The sequence below is a fragment of the Microbacterium sp. genome, assembly GCF_036277215.1.
Classification (GTDB): domain Bacteria; phylum Actinomycetota; class Actinomycetes; order Actinomycetales; family Microbacteriaceae; genus Microbacterium.
In genome coordinates, this window is the sequence record NZ_DASUNI010000038.1 from 1 (window position 1) to 22,688 (window position 22,688).

At 69.6% G+C, this 22,688-nt stretch carries 20 protein-coding genes; 16 read left to right on the top strand and 4 right to left on the bottom strand.

The window, feature by feature from the left end:
* The 4 genes from VFX99_RS01885 to holA form a co-directional block, all read left to right on the top strand.
* Positions 1-820, top strand: an 820-nt coding sequence (locus VFX99_RS01885) for a class I tRNA ligase family protein (protein WP_329664623.1), incomplete at its 5' end; no start/stop codon positions are given.
* 88 nt (positions 821-908) lie between these two features.
* Complete coding sequence (locus tag VFX99_RS01890) at positions 909-1,514, top strand: ComEA family DNA-binding protein (RefSeq protein ID WP_329664624.1); 606 nt, start codon at positions 909-911, stop codon at positions 1,512-1,514.
* A gap of 2 nt (positions 1,515-1,516) precedes the next feature.
* Positions 1,517-3,889, top strand: a complete 2,373-nt coding sequence (locus VFX99_RS01895) for a ComEC/Rec2 family competence protein (RefSeq protein ID WP_329664625.1) — start codon at positions 1,517-1,519, stop codon at positions 3,887-3,889.
* A 9-nt stretch (positions 3,890-3,898) separates the two neighbouring features.
* Positions 3,899-4,936, top strand: coding sequence for a DNA polymerase III subunit delta (gene holA / locus VFX99_RS01900; RefSeq protein WP_329664626.1), 1,038 nt, complete (start codon positions 3,899-3,901; stop codon positions 4,934-4,936).
* 117 nt (positions 4,937-5,053) lie between these two features.
* Here the strand turns inward: holA and rpsT are convergent, their stop codons facing one another.
* Positions 5,054-5,314, bottom strand: a complete 261-nt coding sequence (gene rpsT, locus VFX99_RS01905) for a 30S ribosomal protein S20 (RefSeq protein ID WP_329664627.1) — start codon at positions 5,312-5,314, stop codon at positions 5,054-5,056.
* 117 nt (positions 5,315-5,431) lie between these two features.
* Positions 5,432-6,175 carry an alpha/beta hydrolase gene (locus tag VFX99_RS01910; RefSeq protein ID WP_329664628.1) on the bottom strand — a complete coding sequence of 248 codons (744 nt, stop codon included), beginning with the start codon at positions 6,173-6,175 and terminating at the stop codon, positions 5,432-5,434.
* Positions 6,176-6,221: 46 nt separating this feature from the next.
* Here VFX99_RS01910 and lepA point away from each other — a divergent pair, with 46 nt between their 5' ends.
* The 11 genes from lepA to era all read left to right on the top strand — a co-directional run bounded on the left by lepA (position 6,222) and on the right by era (position 17,218).
* Positions 6,222-8,075, top strand: a complete 1,854-nt coding sequence (gene lepA, locus VFX99_RS01915; protein ID WP_329664629.1) for a translation elongation factor 4 — start codon at positions 6,222-6,224, stop codon at positions 8,073-8,075.
* A 53-nt stretch (positions 8,076-8,128) separates the two neighbouring features.
* Entirely contained in the window at positions 8,129-8,779 is a 651-nt protein-coding gene (locus VFX99_RS01920; RefSeq protein ID WP_329664630.1) for a DUF1990 family protein, read from the top strand.
* Positions 8,779-9,990: a radical SAM family heme chaperone HemW gene (hemW, locus tag VFX99_RS01925; RefSeq protein ID WP_329664631.1), complete on the top strand. Its 1,212-nt coding sequence runs from the start codon at positions 8,779-8,781 to the stop codon at positions 9,988-9,990. The genes VFX99_RS01920 and hemW overlap by 1 nt, the downstream gene beginning before the upstream one ends.
* A gap of 90 nt (positions 9,991-10,080) precedes the next feature.
* On the top strand, positions 10,081-11,121 hold the full coding sequence (hrcA, locus tag VFX99_RS01930) for a heat-inducible transcriptional repressor HrcA (protein WP_329664632.1): 1,041 nt from the start codon (positions 10,081-10,083) through the stop codon (positions 11,119-11,121).
* A gap of 53 nt (positions 11,122-11,174) precedes the next feature.
* A complete protein-coding gene (gene dnaJ / locus VFX99_RS01935; protein ID WP_329664633.1) occupies positions 11,175-12,293 on the top strand; it encodes a molecular chaperone DnaJ in 1,119 nt (372 codons plus the stop codon).
* Positions 12,294-12,296: 3 nt separating this feature from the next.
* Entirely contained in the window at positions 12,297-13,058 is a 762-nt protein-coding gene (locus VFX99_RS01940; RefSeq protein ID WP_414684309.1) for a 16S rRNA (uracil(1498)-N(3))-methyltransferase, read from the top strand.
* A 22-nt stretch (positions 13,059-13,080) separates the two neighbouring features.
* Positions 13,081-13,428: an HIT domain-containing protein gene (locus VFX99_RS01945; protein ID WP_329664634.1), complete on the top strand. Its 348-nt coding sequence runs from the start codon at positions 13,081-13,083 to the stop codon at positions 13,426-13,428.
* A 46-nt stretch (positions 13,429-13,474) separates the two neighbouring features.
* Positions 13,475-14,506: a PhoH family protein gene (locus tag VFX99_RS01950; protein ID WP_329664642.1), complete on the top strand. Its 1,032-nt coding sequence runs from the start codon at positions 13,475-13,477 to the stop codon at positions 14,504-14,506.
* Complete coding sequence (gene ybeY / locus VFX99_RS01955; protein ID WP_329664635.1) at positions 14,503-14,973, top strand: rRNA maturation RNase YbeY; 471 nt, start codon at positions 14,503-14,505, stop codon at positions 14,971-14,973. Before VFX99_RS01950 ends, ybeY begins: the two co-directional genes overlap by 4 nt.
* Positions 14,970-16,313 (top strand): hemolysin family protein, encoded by a 1,344-nt coding sequence (locus tag VFX99_RS01960; RefSeq protein WP_329664636.1) that lies wholly within the window; start codon positions 14,970-14,972, stop codon positions 16,311-16,313. Before ybeY ends, VFX99_RS01960 begins: the two co-directional genes overlap by 4 nt.
* On the top strand, positions 16,313-17,218 hold the full coding sequence (era, locus tag VFX99_RS01965) for a GTPase Era (RefSeq protein ID WP_329664637.1): 906 nt from the start codon (positions 16,313-16,315) through the stop codon (positions 17,216-17,218). Before VFX99_RS01960 ends, era begins: the two co-directional genes overlap by 1 nt.
* A 9-nt stretch (positions 17,219-17,227) precedes the next feature.
* Here era and VFX99_RS01970 read toward each other — a convergent pair whose 3' ends face one another.
* Both VFX99_RS01970 and VFX99_RS01975 read right to left on the bottom strand, forming a co-directional pair.
* Positions 17,228-18,571, bottom strand: a complete 1,344-nt coding sequence (locus VFX99_RS01970) for a hypothetical protein (RefSeq protein ID WP_329664638.1) — start codon at positions 18,569-18,571, stop codon at positions 17,228-17,230.
* A gap of 30 nt (positions 18,572-18,601) precedes the next feature.
* On the bottom strand, positions 18,602-20,653 hold the full coding sequence (locus VFX99_RS01975) for a CHAT domain-containing protein (RefSeq protein WP_329664639.1): 2,052 nt from the start codon (positions 20,651-20,653) through the stop codon (positions 18,602-18,604).
* Between the two features lie 253 nt (positions 20,654-20,906).
* On the opposite strand from VFX99_RS01975, the gene leuA reads away from it, so the two are divergent.
* Complete coding sequence (gene leuA / locus VFX99_RS01980) at positions 20,907-22,667, top strand: 2-isopropylmalate synthase (RefSeq protein ID WP_329664640.1); 1,761 nt, start codon at positions 20,907-20,909, stop codon at positions 22,665-22,667.
* The last annotated feature ends 21 nt before the right edge of the window (positions 22,668-22,688 follow it).

A 22,688-nucleotide genomic window follows, 5' to 3' on the forward strand; every position in this document is an offset into this window, starting at 1 on the left:
GCTCTACGCGCGATTCATCACGAAGGTACTGTTCGACATCGGGTTGATCGACTTCACCGAACCGTTCTCGACCCTGGTCAATCAGGGCATGGTCCTGCTGTCCGGCTCCAAGATGTCGAAGAGCAAGGGCAACCTGGTCGAGTTCGCCTCCAGCATGATCGACCCCGGAGCCGACGCGGTACGCGTCGCGATCGCGTTCGCCGGACCGGTCGAGGACGACATCAACTGGGAGGACGTGTCCACCACCGGAGCCCAGAAGTTCCTCGCGCGGGCGTGGCGCGTCGCCAAGGACGTCGACAGCAGCCCGGACGTGATCTGGGCTGAAGGCGATCAGGGTCTGCGGCGCGTGACGCACCGACTGCTGGCCGATGCGCCCGGGCTGGTCGAGCAGACGAAGTTCAACGTCGTCATCGCGCGGCTGATGGAGCTCGTCAACGCCACCCGAAAGGTGATCGACACCGGTGCCGGCCCTCGGGATCCGGCCGTCCGCGAAGCGGCCGAGGTGACCGCGATGGTCCTTGACCTGTTCGCTCCGCACACTGCCGAGGAGATGTGGGAGATTCTCGGCTACCAGCCGTTCGTCGGCCTCGTTCCGTGGCGGCAGCCCGACGCGACGCTGCTCGTGGAGGACACCGTGACCACGGTCGTGCAGGTCGACGGCAAGGTGCGGGCGACCCTGGAAGTGTCGGCGCGGATAGATCCGGCGAAGCTGGAGGCACTCGCGCGCGATGATGCCCGCATCCAGCGGGCGCTGGCGGGCCGCGACGTCACCCGAACGGTCGTCCGCCCGCCGAAGGTGGTCAGCTTCAGCACCAGCTGATCCTCCCCAGGCCCTCTCCGGTCGACGTCCTCCACCGGCCGGCGACCTGGCGGGCGCGGCTGCACGGCACCGTCGTACGTTCGGCCGTGTGTCGACTGCCGAGCAACCCCGCAGGGGCGGTGCGAGTCCTCGGGCGCGCTTGGGCCTGGGGGCGGCCATCGTGGTGGTGCTGCTCGCGCTGACGATCACCGTCGCGATCGGCATCCTGCGCGGGGCTTCCGCACCGATCGAGACGGTCACCACCGACGACGCCGTCGAAACGGATGCCGCGCCGGCGGCATCCGTCTTCGTGCACGTGTCCGGCGCCGTCGCCACGCCGGGGCTGTACGTCCTCGGCGAGGGCGCTCGCGTGGTCGACGCGATCGCGGCGGCAGGCGGATTCGCGCCCGGCGCCGATGAGGCGGCGGTCAACCTCGCGCGTCCCCTGAGCGACGGGGAGCAGCTGCACGTGCCCGCCGCAGGCGAGGTCTCGCAGCCGCAAGACGCGGCGGCGCCCGGCGACGGGCGGGTCAACCTCAACACCGCGGATGCCGCGCAACTGGACACACTCCCGCGCATCGGCCCCGCGATGGCCGCGCGGATCATCGAGTGGCGCGAGGCGAACGGTCGGTTCACCAGCGTCGAGGACCTCCTGGCCGTGCCGGGGATCGGCGACAAGATGCTCGAGACGCTCCGCGACCTCGTCACGGCGTGACCATGACGAGTCGGCCGAGCGCTCACCTCCGGCTCGTCCCGGTGGCCCTGGCCGCGTGGGCGGCGGCGCTGGTCACGACCATGCATCCCGGTGCGGGAGCGCCCGTCGCCCTGGCGCTGTGGACGCTGTCGCTGCTCGCACTCGCGAGCATCGTGCAGGCAGGCAGGTCGGGTCGGATGCGGCGGCGCATCGGCCACTCCGGCGCCATCGTGGTGCTCGCTCTCGTCGCGGCCGCCGCCGCGGCATCTCATGGGGCCCTGGCACAGCCTGCGCGCGCCGAGGCGGAGCGCTTCGCCCTCGGGGGCGGCCGCGCGGTCATCCTCCAGGCGATCGTGACCGGCAAGGTCGAGACGCGGGCGACGGGTGAATGGGGGTTCGACGCGGTCGCGACCCGCCTGGTCACGGGTCCGGTCGCCGACGCCGTCCGCTTCGACGTCGCGGTCGGCGTGCAGCCCGTAGAGGTCGATCGGCGGGACGACCTCGATGTAGGTGCTCAGGTGGAGGTGCGGGGCACCGCGCGACCTGGGCCTGCCGGCGACCGCGCGGTGCTCGCGGTCACGGCATCCCATGGCGTGGAGGTGACGGCGGCGCCGCCTGGCCTGCTCGCCGTCACGGCCGATCTGCGTCGCGGACTCGTCGCTTCGGCCGACGGGCTTCCGCCACCCGGTGCGGGGCTGATCCCGGGGCTCGCGGTCGGGGACACCTCCGCCGTGACGGCAGACCTCGACCACGCGATGAAGGCCTCATCTCTGTCGCACCTCACCGCGGTGTCCGGGGCGAACTGTGCGATCGTCGTCGGGCTCGCCTTCGGCGCCGTGGCGGCGGCCGGAGGATCGCGCCGCGCCCGGGTGGGCGGCGGACTCGCGACACTCGCGGGCTTCGTTCTGCTGGTCACGCCCGAGCCCAGCGTCGTGCGGGCCGGTGCGATGGCCGCCATTGCGATGATCGGCGTGCTGATCGGTCGCACCGGCGCCGGGATGAGCGTGCTCGCGCTGGCCGTGACCGTGCTCCTGGTCACCGATCCATGGCTGGCCGGTTCCCTCGGCTTCGCGTTGTCGGCGGTGGCGACTTCTTCGCTGCTGCTGTTCGCACGCCCGCTCGCCTCAGGCCTCGAGAGATGGATGCCCAGGGCTCTCGCGCTGGCGCTGTCGGTGCCGCTCGCCGCCCAGCTCGCCTGCGGTCCGCTCCTGATCGTGATCACGCCCAGCGTGCCGGTGTACGGAGTCGCCGCGAATCTCCTCGCGGCGCCGGCGGCGCCTCTGGCCACCGTCATAGGGCTTGCGGCCTGCGTCACGGCGCCGCTTCCCTGGATTCAGGCCGGCCTGACCGCGATCGCATGGCTGCCGGCCGCGTGGATCGCGGGGACGGCGCAGACCTTCAGCGCGCTTCCCGGAGGCCAGGTCTCCTGGTGGGAGGGCTGGCCCGGGGTCGTGGCCCTGACCGTCGTGAGCATCGCCATCGGGATCCTCGTCGCCGCACCGCGCGCCGGACGGCGCGGATGGAAGCGCACGCGCATGATGTCCGTCGTCGTGGTCGCGATCGTCGCGGGCGTCGTCGCCGGCGGAGCCGCGCTGTCTTCCTTCGCGGGCCGGTGGACGCTGCCCTCGGCGTGGAGCGTGATCGCGTGCGACGTCGGCCAGGGTGACGCCGTCCTGATCCGCTCCGCCGGCGCCGTCGCGCTGATCGACACCGGCCCCGAGCCGGAAGCGCTCGGGCGCTGTCTCGATCGCGCGGGCATCGGCCGCATCGACCTGCTGGTGCTCACCCATTTCGATCTCGATCACGTCGGTGGCCTGGATGCCGTGGTCGGGCGGACCGTCACCGCGCTCCACGGTCCGATCGCGTCGGCCGACGACGCGCGACTGCTGTCGCGGCTCGAGGCCGGGGGTGCCCGGACGCTGGAGGTCCACTCCGGTCGAAGCGGAACGCTCGGCCGCGCGGCTTGGCGCGTGATCTGGCCACCCGTGGAGAGTCGCGCGTTCCCGACCGGAAACGACGCCAGTGTCGTCGTCGACATCCGCGGCCCAGGTCTGCCGACCTCGCTGTTCCTCGGCGACCTGTCCGCGTCGCCGCAGCGTGCCCTGGCGGCATCCGATGCGCTGGACCCGCCCTACGACGTGGTCAAGGTCGCCCACCACGGGAGTGCTGACCAGGACGCCGCGCTCTACGTGCTCGCGCACCCGGCGCTCGCGCTCGTCACCGTCGGTGCCGACAACACCTACGGGCACCCGCGCCGCGAGATCCTGGATGCGCTGCGCGACCTCGGCGCCCGAACCGCGCGCACCGATGACGAGGGGCTGATCGCCCTGTGGCGGAGTGCATCTGCGCTGATGGTGTGGCGGGAGCGCGGCGGCGGGGTCGCAGCCCCTGGGTAGGCTGGGAGCATGGCGACGAGCGCGCGACGCACCCCGGCGGGAAAGGCGCGCACGACCATCCCGCAGGTGTCGTGGCGCGCGCCGCAGCCCGCACCGATCGTGCTCGTATCCGGGCCGGAAGATGTGTGCGCGGAGCGCGCGATCGCCGGCATCCGCGACTATCTCCGCGCCGAAGACCCGAGCCTGGAGGTCACCGACGTCCGTGCTGACGATTACGTCGCAGGCACCCTCCTGGGTGTGACCTCCCCGTCGCTGTTCGGGGAGCCCCGGCTGGTGCGCGTCACGGGCGTGGAGAAGTGCTCCGACGCCTTCCTCGCCGAAGCGGTCTCGTACCTCGCGGCTCCTCAGGAAGGCGCGACGGTCGTGCTGCGCCACACCGGTGCCACCGTGCGCGGCAAGAAGCTGCTGGACGCGATCCGTGCCGGCGACGGCGGGGGCATCGAGATCGCGTGTCCTGCGGTCAAGCGCGACTCCGACCGCTTCGACTTCGCGGCGGGGGAGTTCTCCGCGGCCCGCAAGCGGATCGCGCCCGTTGCGCTGCGCACCCTCGTCTCCGCGTTCGCCGATGACCTCACCGAGCTGGCTGCAGCCTGTCAGCAGCTGATCTCGGATGTGCCAGGTGATGTGACCGAGCAGATCGTCGAGCGGTACTACGGCGGACGGGTCGAAACGTCGGCATTCGCAGTCGCCGACACGGCGATCGCCGGCCGCTACGGCGAGGCGCTCATCTCTTTGCGGCACGCGCTTGCGTCGGGCGCCGACCCCGTGCCCCTGGTGGCTGCGATCGCATCCAAGCTGCGCACGATGGCGCGCGTCGCGGGCACGCGAGAGTCCTCTGGAGCGCTGGCCGCTCGACTGGGGCTCAAGGACTGGCAGGTCGACCGCGCACGCAGGGATCTGTCGGGGTGGTCCGACGCGACGCTGGGCATGGCGATCCAGGCGACCGCTCGAGCGGATGTCGAGGTGAAGGGCGGCTCACGCGACAGCGTCTTCGCGCTGGAGCGGCTCGTCACCGTGATCGCGACCAGGGAACCCTTCGGTTCCTGAGTAGGCGCGTCAGCGCCGTATCGAAGGGCGGTTCCTGGAGTAGGCGATCGCGACGCGAGCGACGCGGAATGACGAAAGCCCGCCCCAACCGGGACGGGCCTTCAAGAGCAGCAGTGCTCAGAGCGCGGCGACCTGCTTGGCGATGGCCGACTTGCGGTTCGCCGCCTGGTTCGCGTGGATGACGCCCTTGCTGGCGGCCTTGTCGAGCTTCTTGGTCGCCTTGGCGAGGGACTTCTCGGCTGCGGCCTTGTCACCGGCGGCGACGGCCTCGCGGGTGCGGCGCACCTCGGTGCGCAGCTCGCTCTTGACGGCCTTGTTGCGCTCGTGCGCCTTGTCGTTGGTCTTGTTGCGCTTGATCTGCGACTTGATGTTTGCCACGTTTGTCGACGTTCTTTCGTTCGGAGTGATCGATGTGAGATGCCGAGTGGCAGGAGAGGGATGCCGCACGGCGGTCGTGAGGGTGGACGCCCACACGCAAGCCAATCACCGAGTCTATCAGGGATCCTGCGAGGCCTGATCCTGCCGCGAGTCGATCGTTGCGATCGCGAGACCGAGCACCGCGTTGAACACCCGCGGACGCATGGCGCTGACCAGATGAGTCGTGCGCGGCACGACGATCAGCTCGGCGTGCGGCGCGATGCGCTGGAACAGCCGCTCGTTCACGCGCAGCTGATCGTACTGTCCGTTCACGAACCATAGCGGCACCGTGATCCGGCCCAGCGCCGCGAGCAGATCCAGCACGGGGAGGCTGCGCATGGCCGTGTGCTGCGTGTCGAACGCGTAGCCGCCGGCGCCGAAGTCTGCTCGCGTCTCCGGAGGAAGGGTGCTGTCGAGCATGCGCCTGGTGAACCACATGCCCCGGTCGGGGAGCGAGTCCAATCCCCGCGCGAACGCCCGATAGGCGTGCAGTCCGAGTCCTCGTGGGATGGAGGTGCACGACGCCGCCACGAACCCCGCGACGGGCGGCGGATCCTCCTGCCCGGCGTATTCGATGCACAGCAGCCCGCCCATCGAATGGCCCACCAGCAGAACGGGTCCGTGCGTGGCGGCATCCCGGACCGCCGTGTCGATCGTCTCGAACGCCGACTCGAGCGTGAATTCCTCCGCCATCCTGCTTCCGTGACCGGGCAGGTCCACGGCCGTCGCAGGATTGCCGCGCTCGTGCATGGCCGCCACCTGCGCGCGCCACATGGTGGCGGACGTCCGGATGCCGTGCACGAACACGAGCTGCACGACCATCCGCTCAGGATATGGCGGAGCGGACCTCCCCGTAGACTGGCTTCATATGTCACCGCGCGCCCACAAGCCCCTCGAGCCGTCCGCGACCCCGCCTGAGCTGATCCGCAACTTCTGCATCATCGCTCACATCGATCACGGCAAATCGACGCTTGCCGACCGCATGCTGCAGATCACCGGCGTGGTCTCGGATCGCGACATGCGCGCGCAGTACCTCGACCGCATGGACATCGAACGCGAACGCGGGATCACGATCAAGAGCCAGGCGGTGCGCATGCCGTGGCAGCTGAACGGTCAGACGTATGCGCTCAACATGATCGACACGCCGGGACACGTCGACTTCACCTACGAGGTGAGCCGTTCGCTCGCAGCCTGCGAGGGGGCCATCCTGCTGGTGGATGCGGCGCAGGGCATCGAGGCGCAGACCCTCGCGAACCTCTATCTGGCCCTGGAGAACGACCTGCACGTCATCCCGGTGCTGAACAAGATCGACCTCCCGGCGGCGGACCCCGACAAATACGCGAAAGAGCTCGCCAGCCTGATCGGCGGCCGCCCCGAGGATGTGCTGCGCGTCAGCGGCAAGACCGGTCTCGGCGTCGAGGAGCTGCTGAGCCACGTGGTGGACCAGATCCCCTCCCCGAAGGGCGACCCTGATGCACCGTCGCGAGCCATGATCTTCGACTCGGTGTACGACTCGTACCGCGGGGTCATCACCTACGTGCGGATGATCGACGGCAAGCTGAGTCCGCGCGAGCGCATCCAGATGATGTCCACCCGCGCGGTGCACGAGCTACTGGAGATCGGCGTCTCCTCTCCCGAGCCGACCCCTACCAAAGGGCTCGGCGTCGGCGAGGTGGGGTATCTGATCACCGGCGTGAAGGACGTGCGCCAGTCCAAGGTCGGCGACACCGTCACCAGCGCCGCCAAGCCGTCGCAGCACGCACTGCCCGGGTACACCGACCCGAAGCCGATGGTGTTCTCCGGGCTGTATCCGATCGACGGCAGTGACTACCCGGTGCTGCGCGAGGCGCTGGACAAGCTGAAGCTGTCCGATGCGTCCCTCAACTACGAGCCCGAGACCTCGGTCGCCCTCGGGTTCGGATTCCGCTGCGGGTTCCTCGGGCTTCTGCACCTCGAGATCGTCACCGAGCGCCTCGAACGCGAGTTCGGTCTCGACCTCATCTCGACGGCTCCGTCGGTGACGTACGAGGTGACCACGGACGATTCCAAGCGCTACACCGTCACCAACCCCAGCGAGTTCCCCTCGGGTACCAAGATCGCCAGTGTCACCGAGCCCATGGTCAAGGCCGCGATCCTCGCGCCGAAGGACTACGTCGGGACCATCATGGAGCTGTGCCAGTCACGGCGGGGCACGCTGCTGGGCATGGAGTACCTCGGCGAGGACCGCGTCGAGATCCGGTACACGATGCCGCTCGGCGAGATCGTGTTCGACTTCTTCGACAACCTGAAGTCCAAGACCGCCGGCTACGCCTCGCTGGACTACGAGCCCAGCGGCGACCAGGAAGCGGACCTGGTGAAGGTCGACATCCTGTTGCAGGGCGAGCCGGTCGACGCCTTCAGCGCGATCGTGCACCGCGACAAGGCGTACGCGTACGGCGTGCTGATGACCGAACGGTTGAAGAAGCTCATTCCGCGCCAGCAGTTCGAGGTGCCCATCCAGGCGGCGATCGGCGCACGGATCATCGCCCGCGAGTCGATCCGCGCGATGCGCAAGGACGTGCTGGCCAAATGCTACGGCGGCGACATCACGCGCAAGCGCAAGCTGCTCGAGAAGCAGAAGGAGGGCAAGAAGCGCATGAAGATGGTCGGACGCGTCGAGGTCCCTCAGGAGGCGTTCATCGCCGCGCTCTCGGGCGACACCGAAGGCAAGGACAAGAAATAGTCTCTCGGGAGCGCCGGATGGTGCCCTCAGGAACCCGAAGTAGGCTGGAATCCATGCGCCGCGGGACCTTCAGGGACGAGACCGTCGACTACGCCGCCGTCGGGGCGACTCAGGCGGCCGACCTGATGCACTTCCCCCCGGAGCGCAGCATCCCCGCCGAGGAGTCGTGGCGCATCGGCAGCGGTGAGGCGCGATTCCGCACCGCCGGCGACGCCCTGCTGTCGTGGAGCGCGCAGCGCGGTGCGGGTCTCGAACTGAGCGACGTGCGACCCGCTGCCGGACCGATGTACTCCGGCGTGAGCTTCGACGCCGAAGGACACCCGCTCGCTCCGAGCCGACTCGAAGCCGACCAGCGATTCGACAGCGACGGCACGCCCTACGTCGGCCCCGGTACGACCGTGCATGTGCACGGGCGCGTCCGCGGCATGAGCGCGGATGCCGAACTGCGGGTGATCTTCTCGATCGAGGAGCCGCGCCGAGTCGGGTTCGCCCTGGGGACCGTGGGAGGCTCCGTCGTCAGCGGCGAGGAGTCCTTCATGCTCCAGTGGTACGACAACGACGAGGTGTGGTTCACGGTGCGGGCGTTCGACGCGCCCTCCGCGCTCCTTTACCGCGTCTTCCGCGGGCTGATCCGCCGGCGCCGGCGGGAGCTGTTCACGCGCTATCTGCGCGCGATCTCGCCGCTGTACGCGACCCCTGCCTGATGGGCTCCGCGCTCCCGGTAGGCGAGCCGGCGCCGCGCGACGGTTCGCTCCCGGTCGAGATCGACAGCGCCGCCCCGTTCGGGGTGTACCTGCACGTGCCGTTCTGCCGGGTGCGGTGCGGCTACTGCGACTTCAACACCTACACGGCCGGCGAGCTCCGCGGTGCGCGGCAGGACCAGTACGCCGACACGCTTCTGCGGGAGGTCGCTCTCGCACGCACCGTGCTCGCCGACGCCGGCCCCCTCCGTTCCCCTGCGACGGTGTTCTTCGGCGGCGGGACTCCGACGCTGCTGCCCCCGGGGGACCTCGGTCGCATGCTCGACGGCGTCCGCGCCGCGTTCGGCATCCAGGCCGATGCTGAGGTCACCGTCGAGGCGAATCCCGACACGGTCACGGATGCCGTCGCCGTCGAGCTGGCGGCATCCGGGGTCACGCGACTGTCGATCGGCATGCAGTCCGCCGTCCCGCACGTGCTCGCCGCGCTCGATCGGACCCACGTCCCCTCGAACGTCGGCACCGCCGTCGACGCGGCCCGCCGTGCCGGCCTCGACGTCAGTCTCGATCTCATCTACGGCGCGCCGGGGGAGTCGCTGTCGGACTGGCGCTCGTCGTTGGAGGCCGCCGCGGCGCTCGACCCGGACCACGTGTCGGCCTACGCCCTCATCGTGGAGGACGGCACGAAGCTCGCGCGTCAGATCCGGCGAGGCGAGGTTCCCCCGCCCGACGACGACCTCCAAGCCGACATGTACGAGTTGGCGGACGACCTCCTCGGCACCGCCGGCTACGAGTGGTACGAGGTGTCCAACTGGGCGCGAGACGACGCGCACCGTTCGCGGCACAACCTGGCGTACTGGCAGGGAGCCGACTGGTGGGGCTTCGGCCCCGGCGCGCACAGCCACATCGCCGGCGTACGGTTCTGGAATGTCAAGCACCCTGCCGCATACGCGCAGCGTCTCGCCGCGGGCGAGTCTCCGGTCGCAGCGCGCGAGCGGCCCGATCAGGCGGCGACCGCACTCGAGAGCGTCATGCTCCGCACCCGCATCCGGGACGGCCTGCCGATCTCCGAGCTGCTCGGCGAAGGGCGCTCGACCGTGGCCTCCCTGATCGCCGACGGTCTCATCGACGGCGTTGCCGCAGTGCACGGCCGGATCGTGCTCACCCGGCGTGGGCGGCTGCTCGCCGATGCCGTCGTACGTGCCCTCACCGGCTGACGCGCTTCCCGCTCACGGCCGGTGCGATCCGGTAGAATTGGCACTCAGATCATGGGAGTGCCAGTCCGGCCGGACGCGTGAGGAGGCGAGATGGTCACCGATCGAGGTCTGCAGGTGCTGCGGGCGATCGTGCAGGACTTCGTCGACACGCGCGAACCCGTGGGCAGCAAGGCGATCGTCGAACGGCACGCCTTCGGGGTGTCGGCGGCGACGATCCGCAACGACATGGCCCTGCTCGAGGACGAGGAGCTCATCGCGGCACCGCACACCTCGTCCGGCCGGGTCCCCACCGACAAGGGCTACCGCGTCTTCGTCGACCACCTGGCCGACGTGCGGCCGCTCTCACCGGCGCAGCGTGCCGCGATCTCGGCCTTCCTCGACGGGCCCGGCGACCTCGACGACGTCCTCGTGCGGACGGTGCGAGCGCTGACGCAGCTGACCGGCCAGGTCGCGATCGTGCAGTACCCGTCCTTCGCACGGGCGACGATCTCGCATGTCGAGCTCGTACAGCTCGGCGGCGGACGGATGCTGGTGATCCTCGTCACCGACACCGGGCGCGTCTCGCAACGCCTCGCGTTCGTCCACGACGAGTTCGACGACGACGACCTCGCCCAGGTGCGCTCAGACGTGGCATCCCTGATCGTCGGCAGGCCGGTGCGCGAGGGTGTGCAGCGGGTGGACGAGCGGCTGACGCAGGCGGACTCCGCGGCATCCCGATTGGATGCTGCGGCAACCGCCGTCGTGCGCGTGGTCGCCGAGGAGCTCGAGGAGTTCCGTCAGGACCGGCTGGTGATGGCCGGCACGGCGACACTCGCGCGCAGCGAGTCGGATTTCCGTGGAAGCATCTATCCCCTTCTCGAGGCCATCGAGGAGCAGGTGACCCTCATGAAGCTCATGAGCGAGATGGTCGCGGACGATCACGGTCTGGCCGCCAGCATCGGGCGCGAGAACGAGCCGTTCGGGCTGGGCGAGGCGTCGGTCGTCGCCAGCGAGTACGATGCGACCGGCGCGCGCGCTCGCGTGGGAGTGCTCGGACCCACGCGCATGGACTACCCGACGAACTTCGCGGCGGTCCGTGCCGTCGCCCGCTACCTCACCCGGATGCTCGACGACGACGAGAATGCCCGCTGACGCGGCATCCGTGACCAGACGATCCCCGCGGTCCGCGGGCGGGAAGGCGATTTGTGGCTGACCACTATGAGGTGCTCGGAGTCGCGCGTGACGCGACGCCGGACGAGATCAAGAAGGCGTACCGGCGCCTCGCGCGGGAACTCCACCCCGACGTGAATCCGGGGGACGATGCTTCCGAGCGCTTCAAGCTGGTGACCCACGCGTACGACGTGCTGAGCGACCCCGACCAGCGCGCGCGCTACGACCTGGGCGGCAGCGATTCGCCGTTCGGCGGCGGTGGGCAGGGCGGCTTCGGCGGCTTCGGCGACATCTTCGAGACGTTCTTCGGCGCGGCCGGCGGCCAGCGGGCGGGCAGGCCGCGATCACGACGGGAACGCGGTCAGGATGCGCTCGTGCGCGTCACGCTCGACCTCAAGGACGTTGTCTTCGGCGTGCACCGGGACATCGAGGTGGACACCGCCGTGCTGTGCGACACGTGCAAGGGTTCGTGCACGCAGCCCGGCACCTCGCCGGTCACCTGCGACATCTGCCATGGCTCCGGCCACGTGCAGCGGACTGTACGGAGCCTGCTCGGCAACGTCGTGACGAGCCAGCCCTGTGGATCCTGCCAGGGCTACGGCACGACGATCCCGTACCCCTGTGCCACATGCCAGGGTCAGGGCCGCGTGCGGGCCCGGCGCACGGTGTCTTTGGACATCCCGGCGGGCGTGGAGACGGGCCTGCGGCTGCAGCTGCCCGGCTCGGGGGAAGTCGGCCCGGCGGGTGGGCCCAACGGCGACCTGTACATCGAGGTCACCGTCTCGCCGCACGAGGAGTTCAGCCGCGACGGAGACGACCTCCTCGCGACGCTCGAGGTCTCCATGTCCGACGCGATCCTCGGCACGACCACGACGATCGACTCGCTGGACGGCCCGGTCGACCTGGAGCTGCGCGCCGGTGTGCAGGGCGGCGACGTGCTCACGATCAAGGGCCGCGGGATCACGCCGCTGCGCGGCACGCAGCGCGGTGATCTGCGGGTCGGCGTGCACGTCGTCACCCCGACGCGACTGGACGCGAGAGAGCGCGCGCTGATCGAGGACTTCGCCAAGCGCACGAAGGCGCCGCCGCCGCGGCTGGCCGAGTTCCACCAGGGCCTGTTCGCCAAGCTACGCGACCGCTTCCGGAACGGGTGACGGGTGCCCCTGCACTTCCTCCTCCCGGCGACGACGGACGCGCCGACTCCCGGGACGACGCATGCGCAGGCCGGCGATACCGTGGTGCTGTCCGGCGGCGAGGCGCACCACGCGGTGGCGGTGCGGCGCGTGCGCGTCGGTGAGGAGGTGACGGTCGGCGACGGCCGCGGCACCTGGCTCACGGGGGCGTGCGAGCAGGTGTCGCCGCGGGAGGTGGTCGTCCGGATCGCCTCGCGCGCCGACATCCCCGCTCCCGCTCCGCGGATCGTGCTTGCCCAGGCGCTGGCCAAGGGAGACCGCGACGAGCTCGCGGTCCAGGCGGCGACGGAGCTCGGAGTCGATGAGATCGTGCCCTGGCAGGCTGCGCGCAGCGTCTCACGATGGGATGCCGCGAAGGCCGAGAAGGGACGCTCGCGCTGGTCGTCGATCGTCCGCGAAGCGGCGAAGCAGGCGCACCGCGCGTGGATTCCAGACGTGTCGCCGCTTGCGACGACGGCTGCGCTGGCGGCGCGGGCCGCGGCATCCCGTGTCGTCGTCCTCGAGCCCGCGGCCACGGTGCGCCTGACCGACCTCGATCTGTCCGCCGCCGACCCGCGCGACGTGCTGCTCGTCGTGGGCCCCGAGGGCGGCATCGCGCCCGACGAACTCGCCCTGCTCGAGGCGGCGGGGGCCACCCTCGTCCGGATGGGCGACACCGTGCTGCGCACGTCCACGGCCGGACCGGCGGCCCTCGCCGTGGTCAGCGCCGCCCTCGGCCGCTGGTGAGCACCCCCGATAGACTGAGGCGATGAGCGAGACGTCGATCTTCACCCGCATCCTGAACGGAGAGATCCCCTCCGAGATCGTGGCGGAGACGGAGAACGCGTTCGCGATCCGGGATGTCGCGCCGAAGGCGCCCGTGCACCTGCTGGTGATCCCCAAGACGGAGCAGTACCGCAACGTGGTCGAGCTCGCCGCGGGCGATCCCGACCTGCTCGCCGAGCTCGTCGGCCTGGCCAACGCGGTGGCCGCGGAGAGCGGAGCCGGTGACTTCCGCCTCGTCTTCAATACCGGCCCCGGTGCGGGCCAGACCGTCTTCCACGTCCATGCCCACGTCATGTCGGGCGACCTGGACGAAGCGGGTCTCGGTGGCTGACGGCGACGGCGAGACGGTCGAGCGCGTCTATGCCGACGGCGTGGCGATGGTGCAACTGCTCGGTCCGCAGGACCGGCTGCTTCGAGTCGTGGAGCGGGAGCACCCCGACGTGGACGTGCACGTGCGCGGCAACGAGATCACCCTGACAGGGGATGCCGCAGCCGTGGCGGCCGCCCGGGGACTCGTCGACGAACTGCTCGCGATGACCAAGGCTGGGCACGCGCTCGGACCGTCCGACGTCTCGTCCTCTAATCGCATCCTCCAGTCCGAGGGCGGCCCTCGGCCCTCCGAAGTGCTCGGTGAGGCGATCCTGTCGTCGCGGGGGCGGATCATCCGCCCCAAGACGCTCGGCCAGAAGGCGTATGTAGACGCGATCGAGGAGAACACGATCGTGTTCGGGATCGGGCCTGCCGGCACCGGTAAGACCTACCTGGCGATGGCCAAGGCGGTGCAGGCGCTGCAGCGCAAGGAGGTCAGCCGGATCATCCTGACGCGCCCCGCCGTCGAGGCGGGGGAGCGGCTCGGCTTCCTGCCGGGCACCCTCAACGACAAGATCGACCCGTACCTGCGGCCTCTCTACGACGCCCTCAACGAGATGATGGACCCCGAGCTCGTGCCGAAGCTGATGGCAAGCGGCACGATCGAGGTCGCCCCCCTCGCGTACATGCGCGGACGGACGCTGAACGACTCGTTCGTCGTGCTCGACGAGGCGCAGAACACCACCCCCGAGCAGATGAAGATGTTCCTGACCCGGCTCGGGTTCGGCACGCGGATGGTCGTGACGGGCGACATCACCCAGATCGACCTCCCGCAGGGCGCGTCCGGACTCCGGCTCGTCACCCGCGTACTGAACAGCATCGACGACATCCACTTCGCCTATCTCACGAGCGACGACGTCGTCCGCCATACCCTCGTCGGCCGCATCGTCGACGCGTACACCGAGTACGACGAACGCCGGCTCGCCGGCCGGCGCGAGCGCGACGAGGCGTCGGAGTTCGCCAATCGCGCCGAGCGGCGCACGGGCGCACGATTCTCGGCCGGCCCGCGCGACCACCTCCCCAAGCGGGGTCACTCATGACGATCGAGATCAGCAACGAGTCGGGCTTCGCCGTCGACGAGACCGTGCTCCTGCGTCTCATGGAGCACAACCTCGCCGAGCTGCACGTCAGCGCGGATGCGGACGTCGCCATCCTGCTCGTCGACGAGGGTGCGATGGAGGCCCTGCACGTCCAGTGGATGGATGAGCCCGGCCCGACGGACGTGCTGAGCTTCCCGATGGACGAGCTGCGCCCGGGCACGGAGGAGATGCCGACCCCGGCGGGCCTGCTGGGCGACATCGTGCTGTGCCCGCAGGTCGCCGAAACCCAGGCTGCGGCAGCGAAGCACTCGACGGTGGACGAGCTGATCCTGCTGACGACCCACGGTCTGCTGCACCTGCTCGGCTTCGATCACGCGGAGCCGGAGGAGAAGCGCGAGATGTTCGGTCTGCAGAGCGACCTCATCATGAGCTTCCACGTCGCCGAGCGACGACGACCCCGCGCATGACCGCTGCGCTGCTCCTCGTCGCCGCAGTTCTCCTGATCGCGTTCGGCGGACTGATGGCTGCGATAGATGCGGCTCTGGGTGTGACCTCGCGAGGCGATCTCGCCGACCTTGGAGCGGGCGGACGCAACGCCGCGTCGCTGCAGAAGATCGCGATCGACCCCGAAGCTCATGCGAACGCCGTCGTCTTCATCCGCATCCTCGCCGAGACCGCCGCCGCGGTGCTCGTCACGGTCGCGTTCACGATCCTCTTCGACAGCATCTGGTGGGCGATGCTCGCCGCTGCCGTGCTGATGACCGGAATCTCCTTCGTGGTGGTGGGCGCCAGCCCGCGCACGGTCGGTCGGCAGCACGCCAAGGGGCTGCTGCGCGGCGCGGCGCCCGTCATCCGCGGCGTGCGCATCTTCCTCGGCCCGCTCGCACACGGCCTGGTCGCGCTCGGTAACCGCGTGACCCCGGGCGCTGCTCGGGGATCGTCGTTCGCCTCCGAGGAGCAGCTGCTCAGCATCATCGACGAGGCCGCCGAGAACGAGCTCATCGAGGAGGACGACCGCGAGCTCATCCACTCGGTCTTCGACTTCACCGACACGTTCGTGCGCGCGGTGATGGTGCCCCGCACGGACATGGTCACGGTGGACGGCTCGGCGTCGACGCGCGAGGCGATGGGGATCTTCCTCGAGAAGGGCGTCTCGCGCATCCCGATCGTCGACGACGACGCCGATGACGTCGTCGGCGTGCTGTACCTCAAGGACCTCGTGCAGTTCGGCTTCCGCGACGAAGCAGGATGGCGCGATGCGCCGATCAGCCGCATCGCGCGGCCGGCCGTGTTCGTGCCCGAATCGATGAAGGCCGAGACGCTCCTGCAGCAGATGAAGCGCGACGCGGTCCACGTCTGCCTGGTCGTGGACGAGTACGGCGGCGTTTCCGGCCTGGTGACCCTCGAGGACCTCATCGAAGAGCTCGTCGGCGAGATCGCGGACGAGTACGACCCGCGCGCGGACGAGGTGGTCGAGCTCGAGCCGGGAAGGTACCGGGTCAGCGCCCGTCTCGGACTGGACGAGGTCGGCGATCTGTTCGGGCTGGAGCTCGCGGACGAGGACGTCGACTCGGTCGGGGGACTGCTGGGCAAGGCGCTCGGCCGCGTCCCGCAGCCCGGAGCGACGGCGGAGTACGAGGGACTCGTCATGACGGGCGGCGCGTCGCGCGGACGCGGGCGGGGCCTCGCGACGGTCTTCGTCGAGCGCAGCGATGCGCTGGATGCCGCCGAGAGCGCGAACGGCGGGCGCACGCCGCGCACCGGAGAGATCAGTGTGGCGCCGGAACGCCGCAGGGAGAGGCAGTGATGGCCGACCAGCCCCCAGACTTCCGATCGGGGTTCGTCACCTTCGTCGGGCGACCGAACGTCGGCAAGTCGACGCTGACCAACGCGCTGGTGGGCGAGAAGGTCGCGATCACCAGCGACAAGCCGCAGACGACACGGCGCGCGATCCGCGGCATCCTGAACAGACCGGACGGCCAGCTCGTCATCGTCGACACTCCGGGCATCCACCGGCCGCGGACGCTGCTGGGAGAGCGGCTGAACCACCTCGTCGAGCAGGTGCTCGGCGACGTCGACGTCATCGGCTTCTGCGTCCCCGCGACCGAGAAGGTGGGCCCCGGCGACCGCCGCATCGCCGAGTCGCTCGACGGCTATCCACGCGCGAAGAAGATCGCGATCGTCACCAAGACGGATGCCGCGTCCCGCGAGCAGATCACCGAGCGCCTGCTGGACGTGGACGCGCTGCGCGACGACTGGGCTGCGGTGATCCCGCTGTCCGCGCTGACGAACGAGCAGCTCGACGTGCTCACCGCCCAGGTTCTCTCGCTCATGCCCGTCGGCCCGCCGCTGTACCCCGAGGGGGTCGTGACCGACGAGTCCGTGGACGACCGCATCGCGGAGATCATCCGCGAAGCGGCGCTGGAGGGGGTGCGCGACGAGCTTCCGCACTCGATCGCGGTCGTGGTGCAGGACATCGCCGCCCGCGAGGACTCCGACCTGACCGACATCTTCGCCGACATCGTGGTCGAACGCGACAGCCAGAAGGCCATCATCATCGGGCACAAAGGGTCGCGTCTGGCCGATGTCGGCCGACGTGCCCGCGCCGGCATCGAGCCGTTGATCGGATCCCGCGTGTACCTCTCGCTGCACGTCAAGGTCGCCAAGGAGTGGCAGCGCGATCCGAAGCAGCTGGGGCGCCTCGGCTTCTGAATCGGCGGGTCATCCCGCGCGGGAGACAGCCGATCTCCAGCCGAGCCAGGACAGCTCAGGATGGGCGAGGTCGTTGTGCGCACCGGCCGGACCCTGCACGTCGTCGATGACCGCGCTCGCATCGATGTTGTACACGGTGTGCGGCTGGAAATCGATGCGGGCGCGCGCGCCCGGTTGAAGCGGGGGCAGCTCCACCAGCCCTGGCACGCCCTGGATGCCGAAGGTGCCGATGCCGCCGAACTTGGGGAGGTCGCCGAGCAGGTACTGCCCCGCGACCTTGACCGCGAGCGGATAGAACTTCCCCACCGCGTAGTCCCATTTCGACCGCGTCGCGAGGATCGGCCCCGAGACGAATTCGGGAGTGACGACGTCGGCGAAGTAGCCCCGTCCGCCGCCGAAGCGCTCGGGCACCTCCTCGGCGAAAGCCCAGAGTGACACGGCGCCCTGCGCGAGGAAGAGCGACTCGACGGGGCGGGGCGGCGCCACCGGCGCGTCGCCCGGTCCGCGTACGGCCGCCGCCATGACGATGGTGCCGAAGCTGTGCCCCATAAGGTGCACGCGCGCATCACTGGCACGCAGAATGGAGCGCACGAGCCGGGCCGCGCCCGCCTCGCCGAACTCCCGGGCCTGATTCTTGCCGTGCCAGAAGGTGAGCTGTCGCAGCGGCGTCAGAACCGCCTCCCGCAGCTTCCGGAACCAGCCTTCGCCGAGGAGACCGCCGTCGCCCTCGCCCGTGGTCGCCGCGGCGAAAGCCTCTTCCGGGTCCCAGCCGCCGCTGAGGAGCGGATCGTCGCCACCGTCGGCATCCGTCCGGGCTGCCAGAATGCGGTACGCGTCGACGATCTCCGGGGGCAGCTCATCGTCCTCCTCGGCATCCTGGTCGGGATCGACCTCAGCGGCGTAGGCGAGGATCGTCGCCAACGCCTGCCGGACGTCCGGCGATCCGCCCAGCTGCGCCGCGTACTCGTCGACCGCCTCGTCCACCGTCATCGCATCGGGTGCCTCGGCTGCCGCTCCGAGGAGGCCGGAAGGCCCGCTCTTGAGCTCACGGTCGCTCCAGGCCTTGCTCGGCCAGTGCACCCCGATGAGGAACGGCCGGATGCCGTCACCGGCAGTGTCGGGATTGGCCGCGCCGATCCATCGGTCGTACTGGCTGATCGCGTCGTCGTAGTCGCCCTGCCAGCCGTGGCTGAGGACGAACACGTCGGTGACCCCGGCGGATGGATCCGCGAGGTCGGCGAGCGCCCGCTCGCTGGCGATGCTGCCGTCCTCATCGCGCACCTCCGCGCCCTTCTTGTCATAGGTGATGAGGTGGTACTGCTGAGTACTGCCGGGAATGCGTCGCAGTGACACGGTGGATTCCTTTCGCTTCGGACGTCCGGATCAGCGGGCCGAGGGCAGGGCGGGGGCCACGACGGTGTCGGCATCGCAGTGCACGCCGTACAGCAGGCCGTACGGATTGTTGTGCTCCGCAAGGAACCTGCGACGCAGCTCCAGCACCACGGTGCCGAGGGTCTTCCCTGCGAACAGCTCGTCGAAGAACGCCTTCGCCCATTCGCTCGCGAAGTAGCCGGGTGCCTTGCACTCCGTACCGATGACGCCCCGGGCTCCCTTCGACAGGAAGTAGGAGACGAATCCGTCGTAGAAGTTGGGCGAGAGCTCGCCCGACTCGCACGCGTTGATGAAGACGAGGGGATGGCTGGACAGAAGGTCGTCGGCGGGCGCGAACACCCTGAGCTGCCCCAGGGTCACGGACTCGTCGCCGGACAGGATCAAGTGGGAGTCAGCCGGATCCTTCGCCTTGGCGACGGCATGGCAGAACAGATAGAGCACCTTGTCCGTCGCGCCGGGCGCGAGTCCGACTTTCAGGAGATCATCTGCGCGCGTCCCCTCCGTCAGCGTCACGCCGCGCGATCCCCAATAGTCGCGCTGGGCGGCGACGGGGTGCGAGGGCATCGACGCGTCGATCCCGTCGTTGTAGAGGACCCGCACGCTGAGCTCGGGCGTCGACTCGATCGTGGGCGCGGGCGGCGTCGCGTCGAATCGAGCCATGGGGATCTGCTCGACCACGTGCCGCATCCCGATGAAGTTGTCCCACGACAGGCGGTCCGCGTCGAACCGGTCTACGAGGTACATCATCGGCCAGGGGACGGGGAAGCCGATCGAGACCACCTGCAGCGTCGCCACCTCCGCACCGAGGCTCTCCCGCAGCCACCGCCCGATGGACTTGAGCTCTGCCGACGCGTTCGGTCCGGCGAAGATCGCCTGATAGAGCAGGAACCCTTCGAAGGCCAGCTGGCGCAGGAGCGCGTCGCGCTCGGCTTCGGCCAGATCGATGTGGAACGCGTTCTCCTCTTTCGAGACCGAGGCGAGCAGCGTCGAGCGCACCCCTTCGATGCGCGCTTCGAGCTCGTCGGGGGTGATCCAGATCTGAACGGGGTTCGGGCTCACTCCAGGCGCGATGAGCTCGTATCCGCCGGCGACCGGCGTGATCTGCAGCGTCGCCACCCGCTCCTCCAGCACGGACGCGGCCGCGGCGGGGCGTCCGTAGGTCTCGACGACGGGTGCCGCATCGCCGCCGACGTCGAACGACATGTCCAGGCGCTGCAGGAAATTTCCTTTCACATCGACGAGGACGCTCAGCGAACTCCTGCCGGCGTGCAGCGCCGTGATCTCGAAGAACGCCCGATTCACTGACTTGCCGTCGCGCTTGAGGCGGAGCTGCTGCGAGAACGGAGGAACCGAGAAATCCGAGCTCACGACCTGCACGGTGAGGTCCAGCGTCTCCTGCTCCGACGGAATGGCGACCGGAGCGGATGCCGCTGCGACGGCGTGCCGGCTGCGCGCGACGTCGAAGAACACGCTGAGCAGGCGAGACTCGTCGACGCGGATCCGGGTCCGATCGCCATCGAGCTCGGCGTTCAACCAGGTCTGTACGGTGTCTCCTCCAGGCGGGGCCGGCGCCGCCTCGGCCGGCCGTGGCGGCGCGGGATCCGCGGCAGGGGGAGGTCCGGCCGACACCGGGTCGGGTGCGGCCGGAGGGGCCATCGGCAGCCGGCTCGACGGCGGCTCGGCCGACGCCTCAACGGTGTCGCCCGGTGCGCGTCCGTGAACCGGATCGAGCGCGAGAGCGACGTCACGGGCAGCCGCCTCGAACTCGTCGTCCTCACCCGCACCGAGGCCGAGCCCGCCGGCATCGACATCCGCCTGATATCGCGCCGCGATCTCGGGCCGCATCCTCAGAACGAGGTCGACGGCGAGCGCCTGCAGCGTCAGCGTGCTCGCCGAGCGCCAGCTGGAGTCCGCGACCACCGCGTCGTACAGGTCGACGACAGACCGCGGGAAGAACTCGACGATGTAAGGCCGGCCGCGCGGATTGCGGAAAGCCGCCGCGAGCGCCACGACCTCGAACACCCTCGCGTCGTGGGAACCCATGGCGCCTCACCCAAGCTCCGCGGCATCCGTTGCGGACGCCTTCCCTGCACACAGTAGTGAGCGCCCTCCACCCCTGCCAGATACACGCAAGACGAAACCGCGGGCAACCCGTGGCGGACATGACTGGTATCATCGACGCATGCGCTTCGGCCGGCTCCTTCTTAGCCGCCGCGACGAGTCCTCGTTCTAGGGCCTTCCTCGTCGCGGAGCTTGGTGTTGGCCCGCCTCATCTGACGAGAGAGCAAGCGACATCATGGACAATTCTCAGAAGCCATCCGGCATGCCGATCCACAAGTACCGGCCGTATCACGAGCAGATCGCCGTCCAGGTTCCCGACCGCACCTGGCCCGACGCCCGCATCACGAAGGCCCCGCGCTGGTGCGCGGTCGACCTGCGCGACGGCAACCAGGCGCTCATCGACCCGATGAGCCCCGAGCGCAAGCGCATCATGTTCGATCTGCTGGTCAGCATGGGCTACAAGGAGATCGAGGTCGGCTTCCCCTCGGCGAGCCAGACCGACTTCGATTTCGTGCGTCTCCTCATCGAGGAGGACGTCATCCCGCACGATGTCACGATCCAGGTTCTGACCCAGGCGCGTGAGCATCTGATCGAGCGGACGTACGAGTCGATCGCGGGAGCGAAGCAGGCGATCGTGCACCTGTACAACTCGACGAGCGTGCTGCAGCGGGAGGTCGTCTTCCGCACCGACAAGCAGGGCATCATCGACATCGCACTCGACGGAGCCCGTCTCTGCCGCGAATTCGAGAAGCGGATCCCCGAGACGAAGGTCTACTACGAGTACTCGCCCGAGAGCTACACCGGCACGGAGCTCGAGTTCGCCGTCGACGTGTGCAATCAGGTCATCGAGATCTTCGAGCCCACCCCCGACCGCAAGGTCATCATCAACCTGCCGGCCACCGTCGAGATGGCGACGCCGAATGTCTACGCCGACTCGATCGAGTGGATGAGCCGGCACCTCGCCCATCGTGAGAACGTCGTGCTCTCCCTGCACCCCCACAACGACCGCGGCACCGCGATCGCGGCCGCCGAACTCGGCTACATGGCCGGGGCGGACCGCATCGAGGGCTGCCTCTTCGGCAACGGCGAGCGGACTGGCAACGTCGACCTGGTCGCGCTGGGGATCAATCTGCTGACGCAGGGCATCGATCCGCAGATCGACTTCAGCGACGTCGACCACGTGAAGCGCACGGCGGAGTACTGCAACCAGCTGCCGGTGCACGAGCGCAGCCCGTGGGCGGGCGACCTGGTCTTCACGGCCTTCAGCGGCTCGCACCAGGACGCCATCAAAAAGGGCTTCGAGGCGATGGATGCCCGAGCGGCCGAAGAAGGCGTGTCGGTGGACGAGCTCGAGTGGGCCGTGCCGTACCTGCCGATCGACCCGAAAGACCTCGGTCGTTCCTACGAGGCGGTCATCCGCGTCAACTCGCAGTCCGGCAAGGGCGGTGTCGCGTACCTCCTGAAGAGCGACCACGCGCTGGACCTGCCCCGGCGACTGCAGATCGAGTTCTCCGGTGTCGTGCAGGCCAAGACGGATGCCGAGGGCGGCGAGGTCACGAGCGACCAGATCTGGCGCATCTTCACCGACGAGTACCTGCCCTCCGAGGTTGCGGCGGAACGCTGGGGCCGGTTCGAGCTCTACGCGACGCGAACCCAGAGCGACCTCGCCGGCGACGTGTCGCTGGAGGTCTCGCTGCGCGACGGCGACGAGCGTGTCGAGGCGTCCGGCAACGGCAACGGCCCGATCGCGGCGTTCCTGGAGATCATGCGCGACCGAGGCTTCGAGGTGGCGCTGTACGACTACGTCGAGCACACGCTCAGCGCGGGCGGCGACGCCCAGGCCGCGGCGTACGTCGAGCTGCAGGTCGAGGGCGAGCGCCTGTGGGGCGTCGGCATCGACGGCGACATATCGACCGCGTCGCTCAAGGCGATCGTGTCGTGCGTGAACCGCGCGATCCGCACGCACGAGTCCTCAGCGCAGCTGGCCGGAGTCTGACGTGTGCGCCGGCGCGGCATC

Excerpts from the sequence above, each read along its gene's own strand:
- VFX99_RS01920 (WP_329664630.1), top strand. The coding sequence starts at position 8,129 with ATGCGCCGCGGGACCTTCAGGGACGAGACCGTCGACTACGCCGCCGTC.
- VFX99_RS01945 (WP_329664634.1), top strand. The coding sequence starts at position 13,081 with ATGAGCGAGACGTCGATCTTCACCCGCATCCTGAACGGAGAGATCCCC.
- VFX99_RS01960 (WP_329664636.1), top strand. The coding sequence starts at position 14,970 with ATGACCGCTGCGCTGCTCCTCGTCGCCGCAGTTCTCCTGATCGCGTTC.
- VFX99_RS01950 (WP_329664642.1), top strand. The coding sequence starts at position 13,475 with ATGGTGCAACTGCTCGGTCCGCAGGACCGGCTGCTTCGAGTCGTGGAG.
- hrcA (WP_329664632.1), top strand. The coding sequence starts at position 10,081 with ATGGTCACCGATCGAGGTCTGCAGGTGCTGCGGGCGATCGTGCAGGAC.
- leuA (WP_329664640.1), top strand. The coding sequence starts at position 20,907 with ATGGACAATTCTCAGAAGCCATCCGGCATGCCGATCCACAAGTACCGG.
- lepA (WP_329664629.1), top strand. The coding sequence starts at position 6,222 with ATGTCACCGCGCGCCCACAAGCCCCTCGAGCCGTCCGCGACCCCGCCT.
- ybeY (WP_329664635.1), top strand. The coding sequence starts at position 14,503 with ATGACGATCGAGATCAGCAACGAGTCGGGCTTCGCCGTCGACGAGACC.
- era (WP_329664637.1), top strand. The coding sequence starts at position 16,313 with ATGGCCGACCAGCCCCCAGACTTCCGATCGGGGTTCGTCACCTTCGTC.
- holA (WP_329664626.1), top strand. The coding sequence starts at position 3,899 with ATGGCGACGAGCGCGCGACGCACCCCGGCGGGAAAGGCGCGCACGACC.
- VFX99_RS01975 (WP_329664639.1), bottom strand. The coding sequence starts at position 20,653 with ATGGGTTCCCACGACGCGAGGGTGTTCGAGGTCGTGGCGCTCGCGGCG.
- hemW (WP_329664631.1), top strand. The coding sequence starts at position 8,779 with ATGGGCTCCGCGCTCCCGGTAGGCGAGCCGGCGCCGCGCGACGGTTCG.
- VFX99_RS01895 (WP_329664625.1), top strand. The coding sequence starts at position 1,517 with ATGACGAGTCGGCCGAGCGCTCACCTCCGGCTCGTCCCGGTGGCCCTG.
- VFX99_RS01910 (WP_329664628.1), bottom strand. The coding sequence starts at position 6,175 with ATGGTCGTGCAGCTCGTGTTCGTGCACGGCATCCGGACGTCCGCCACC.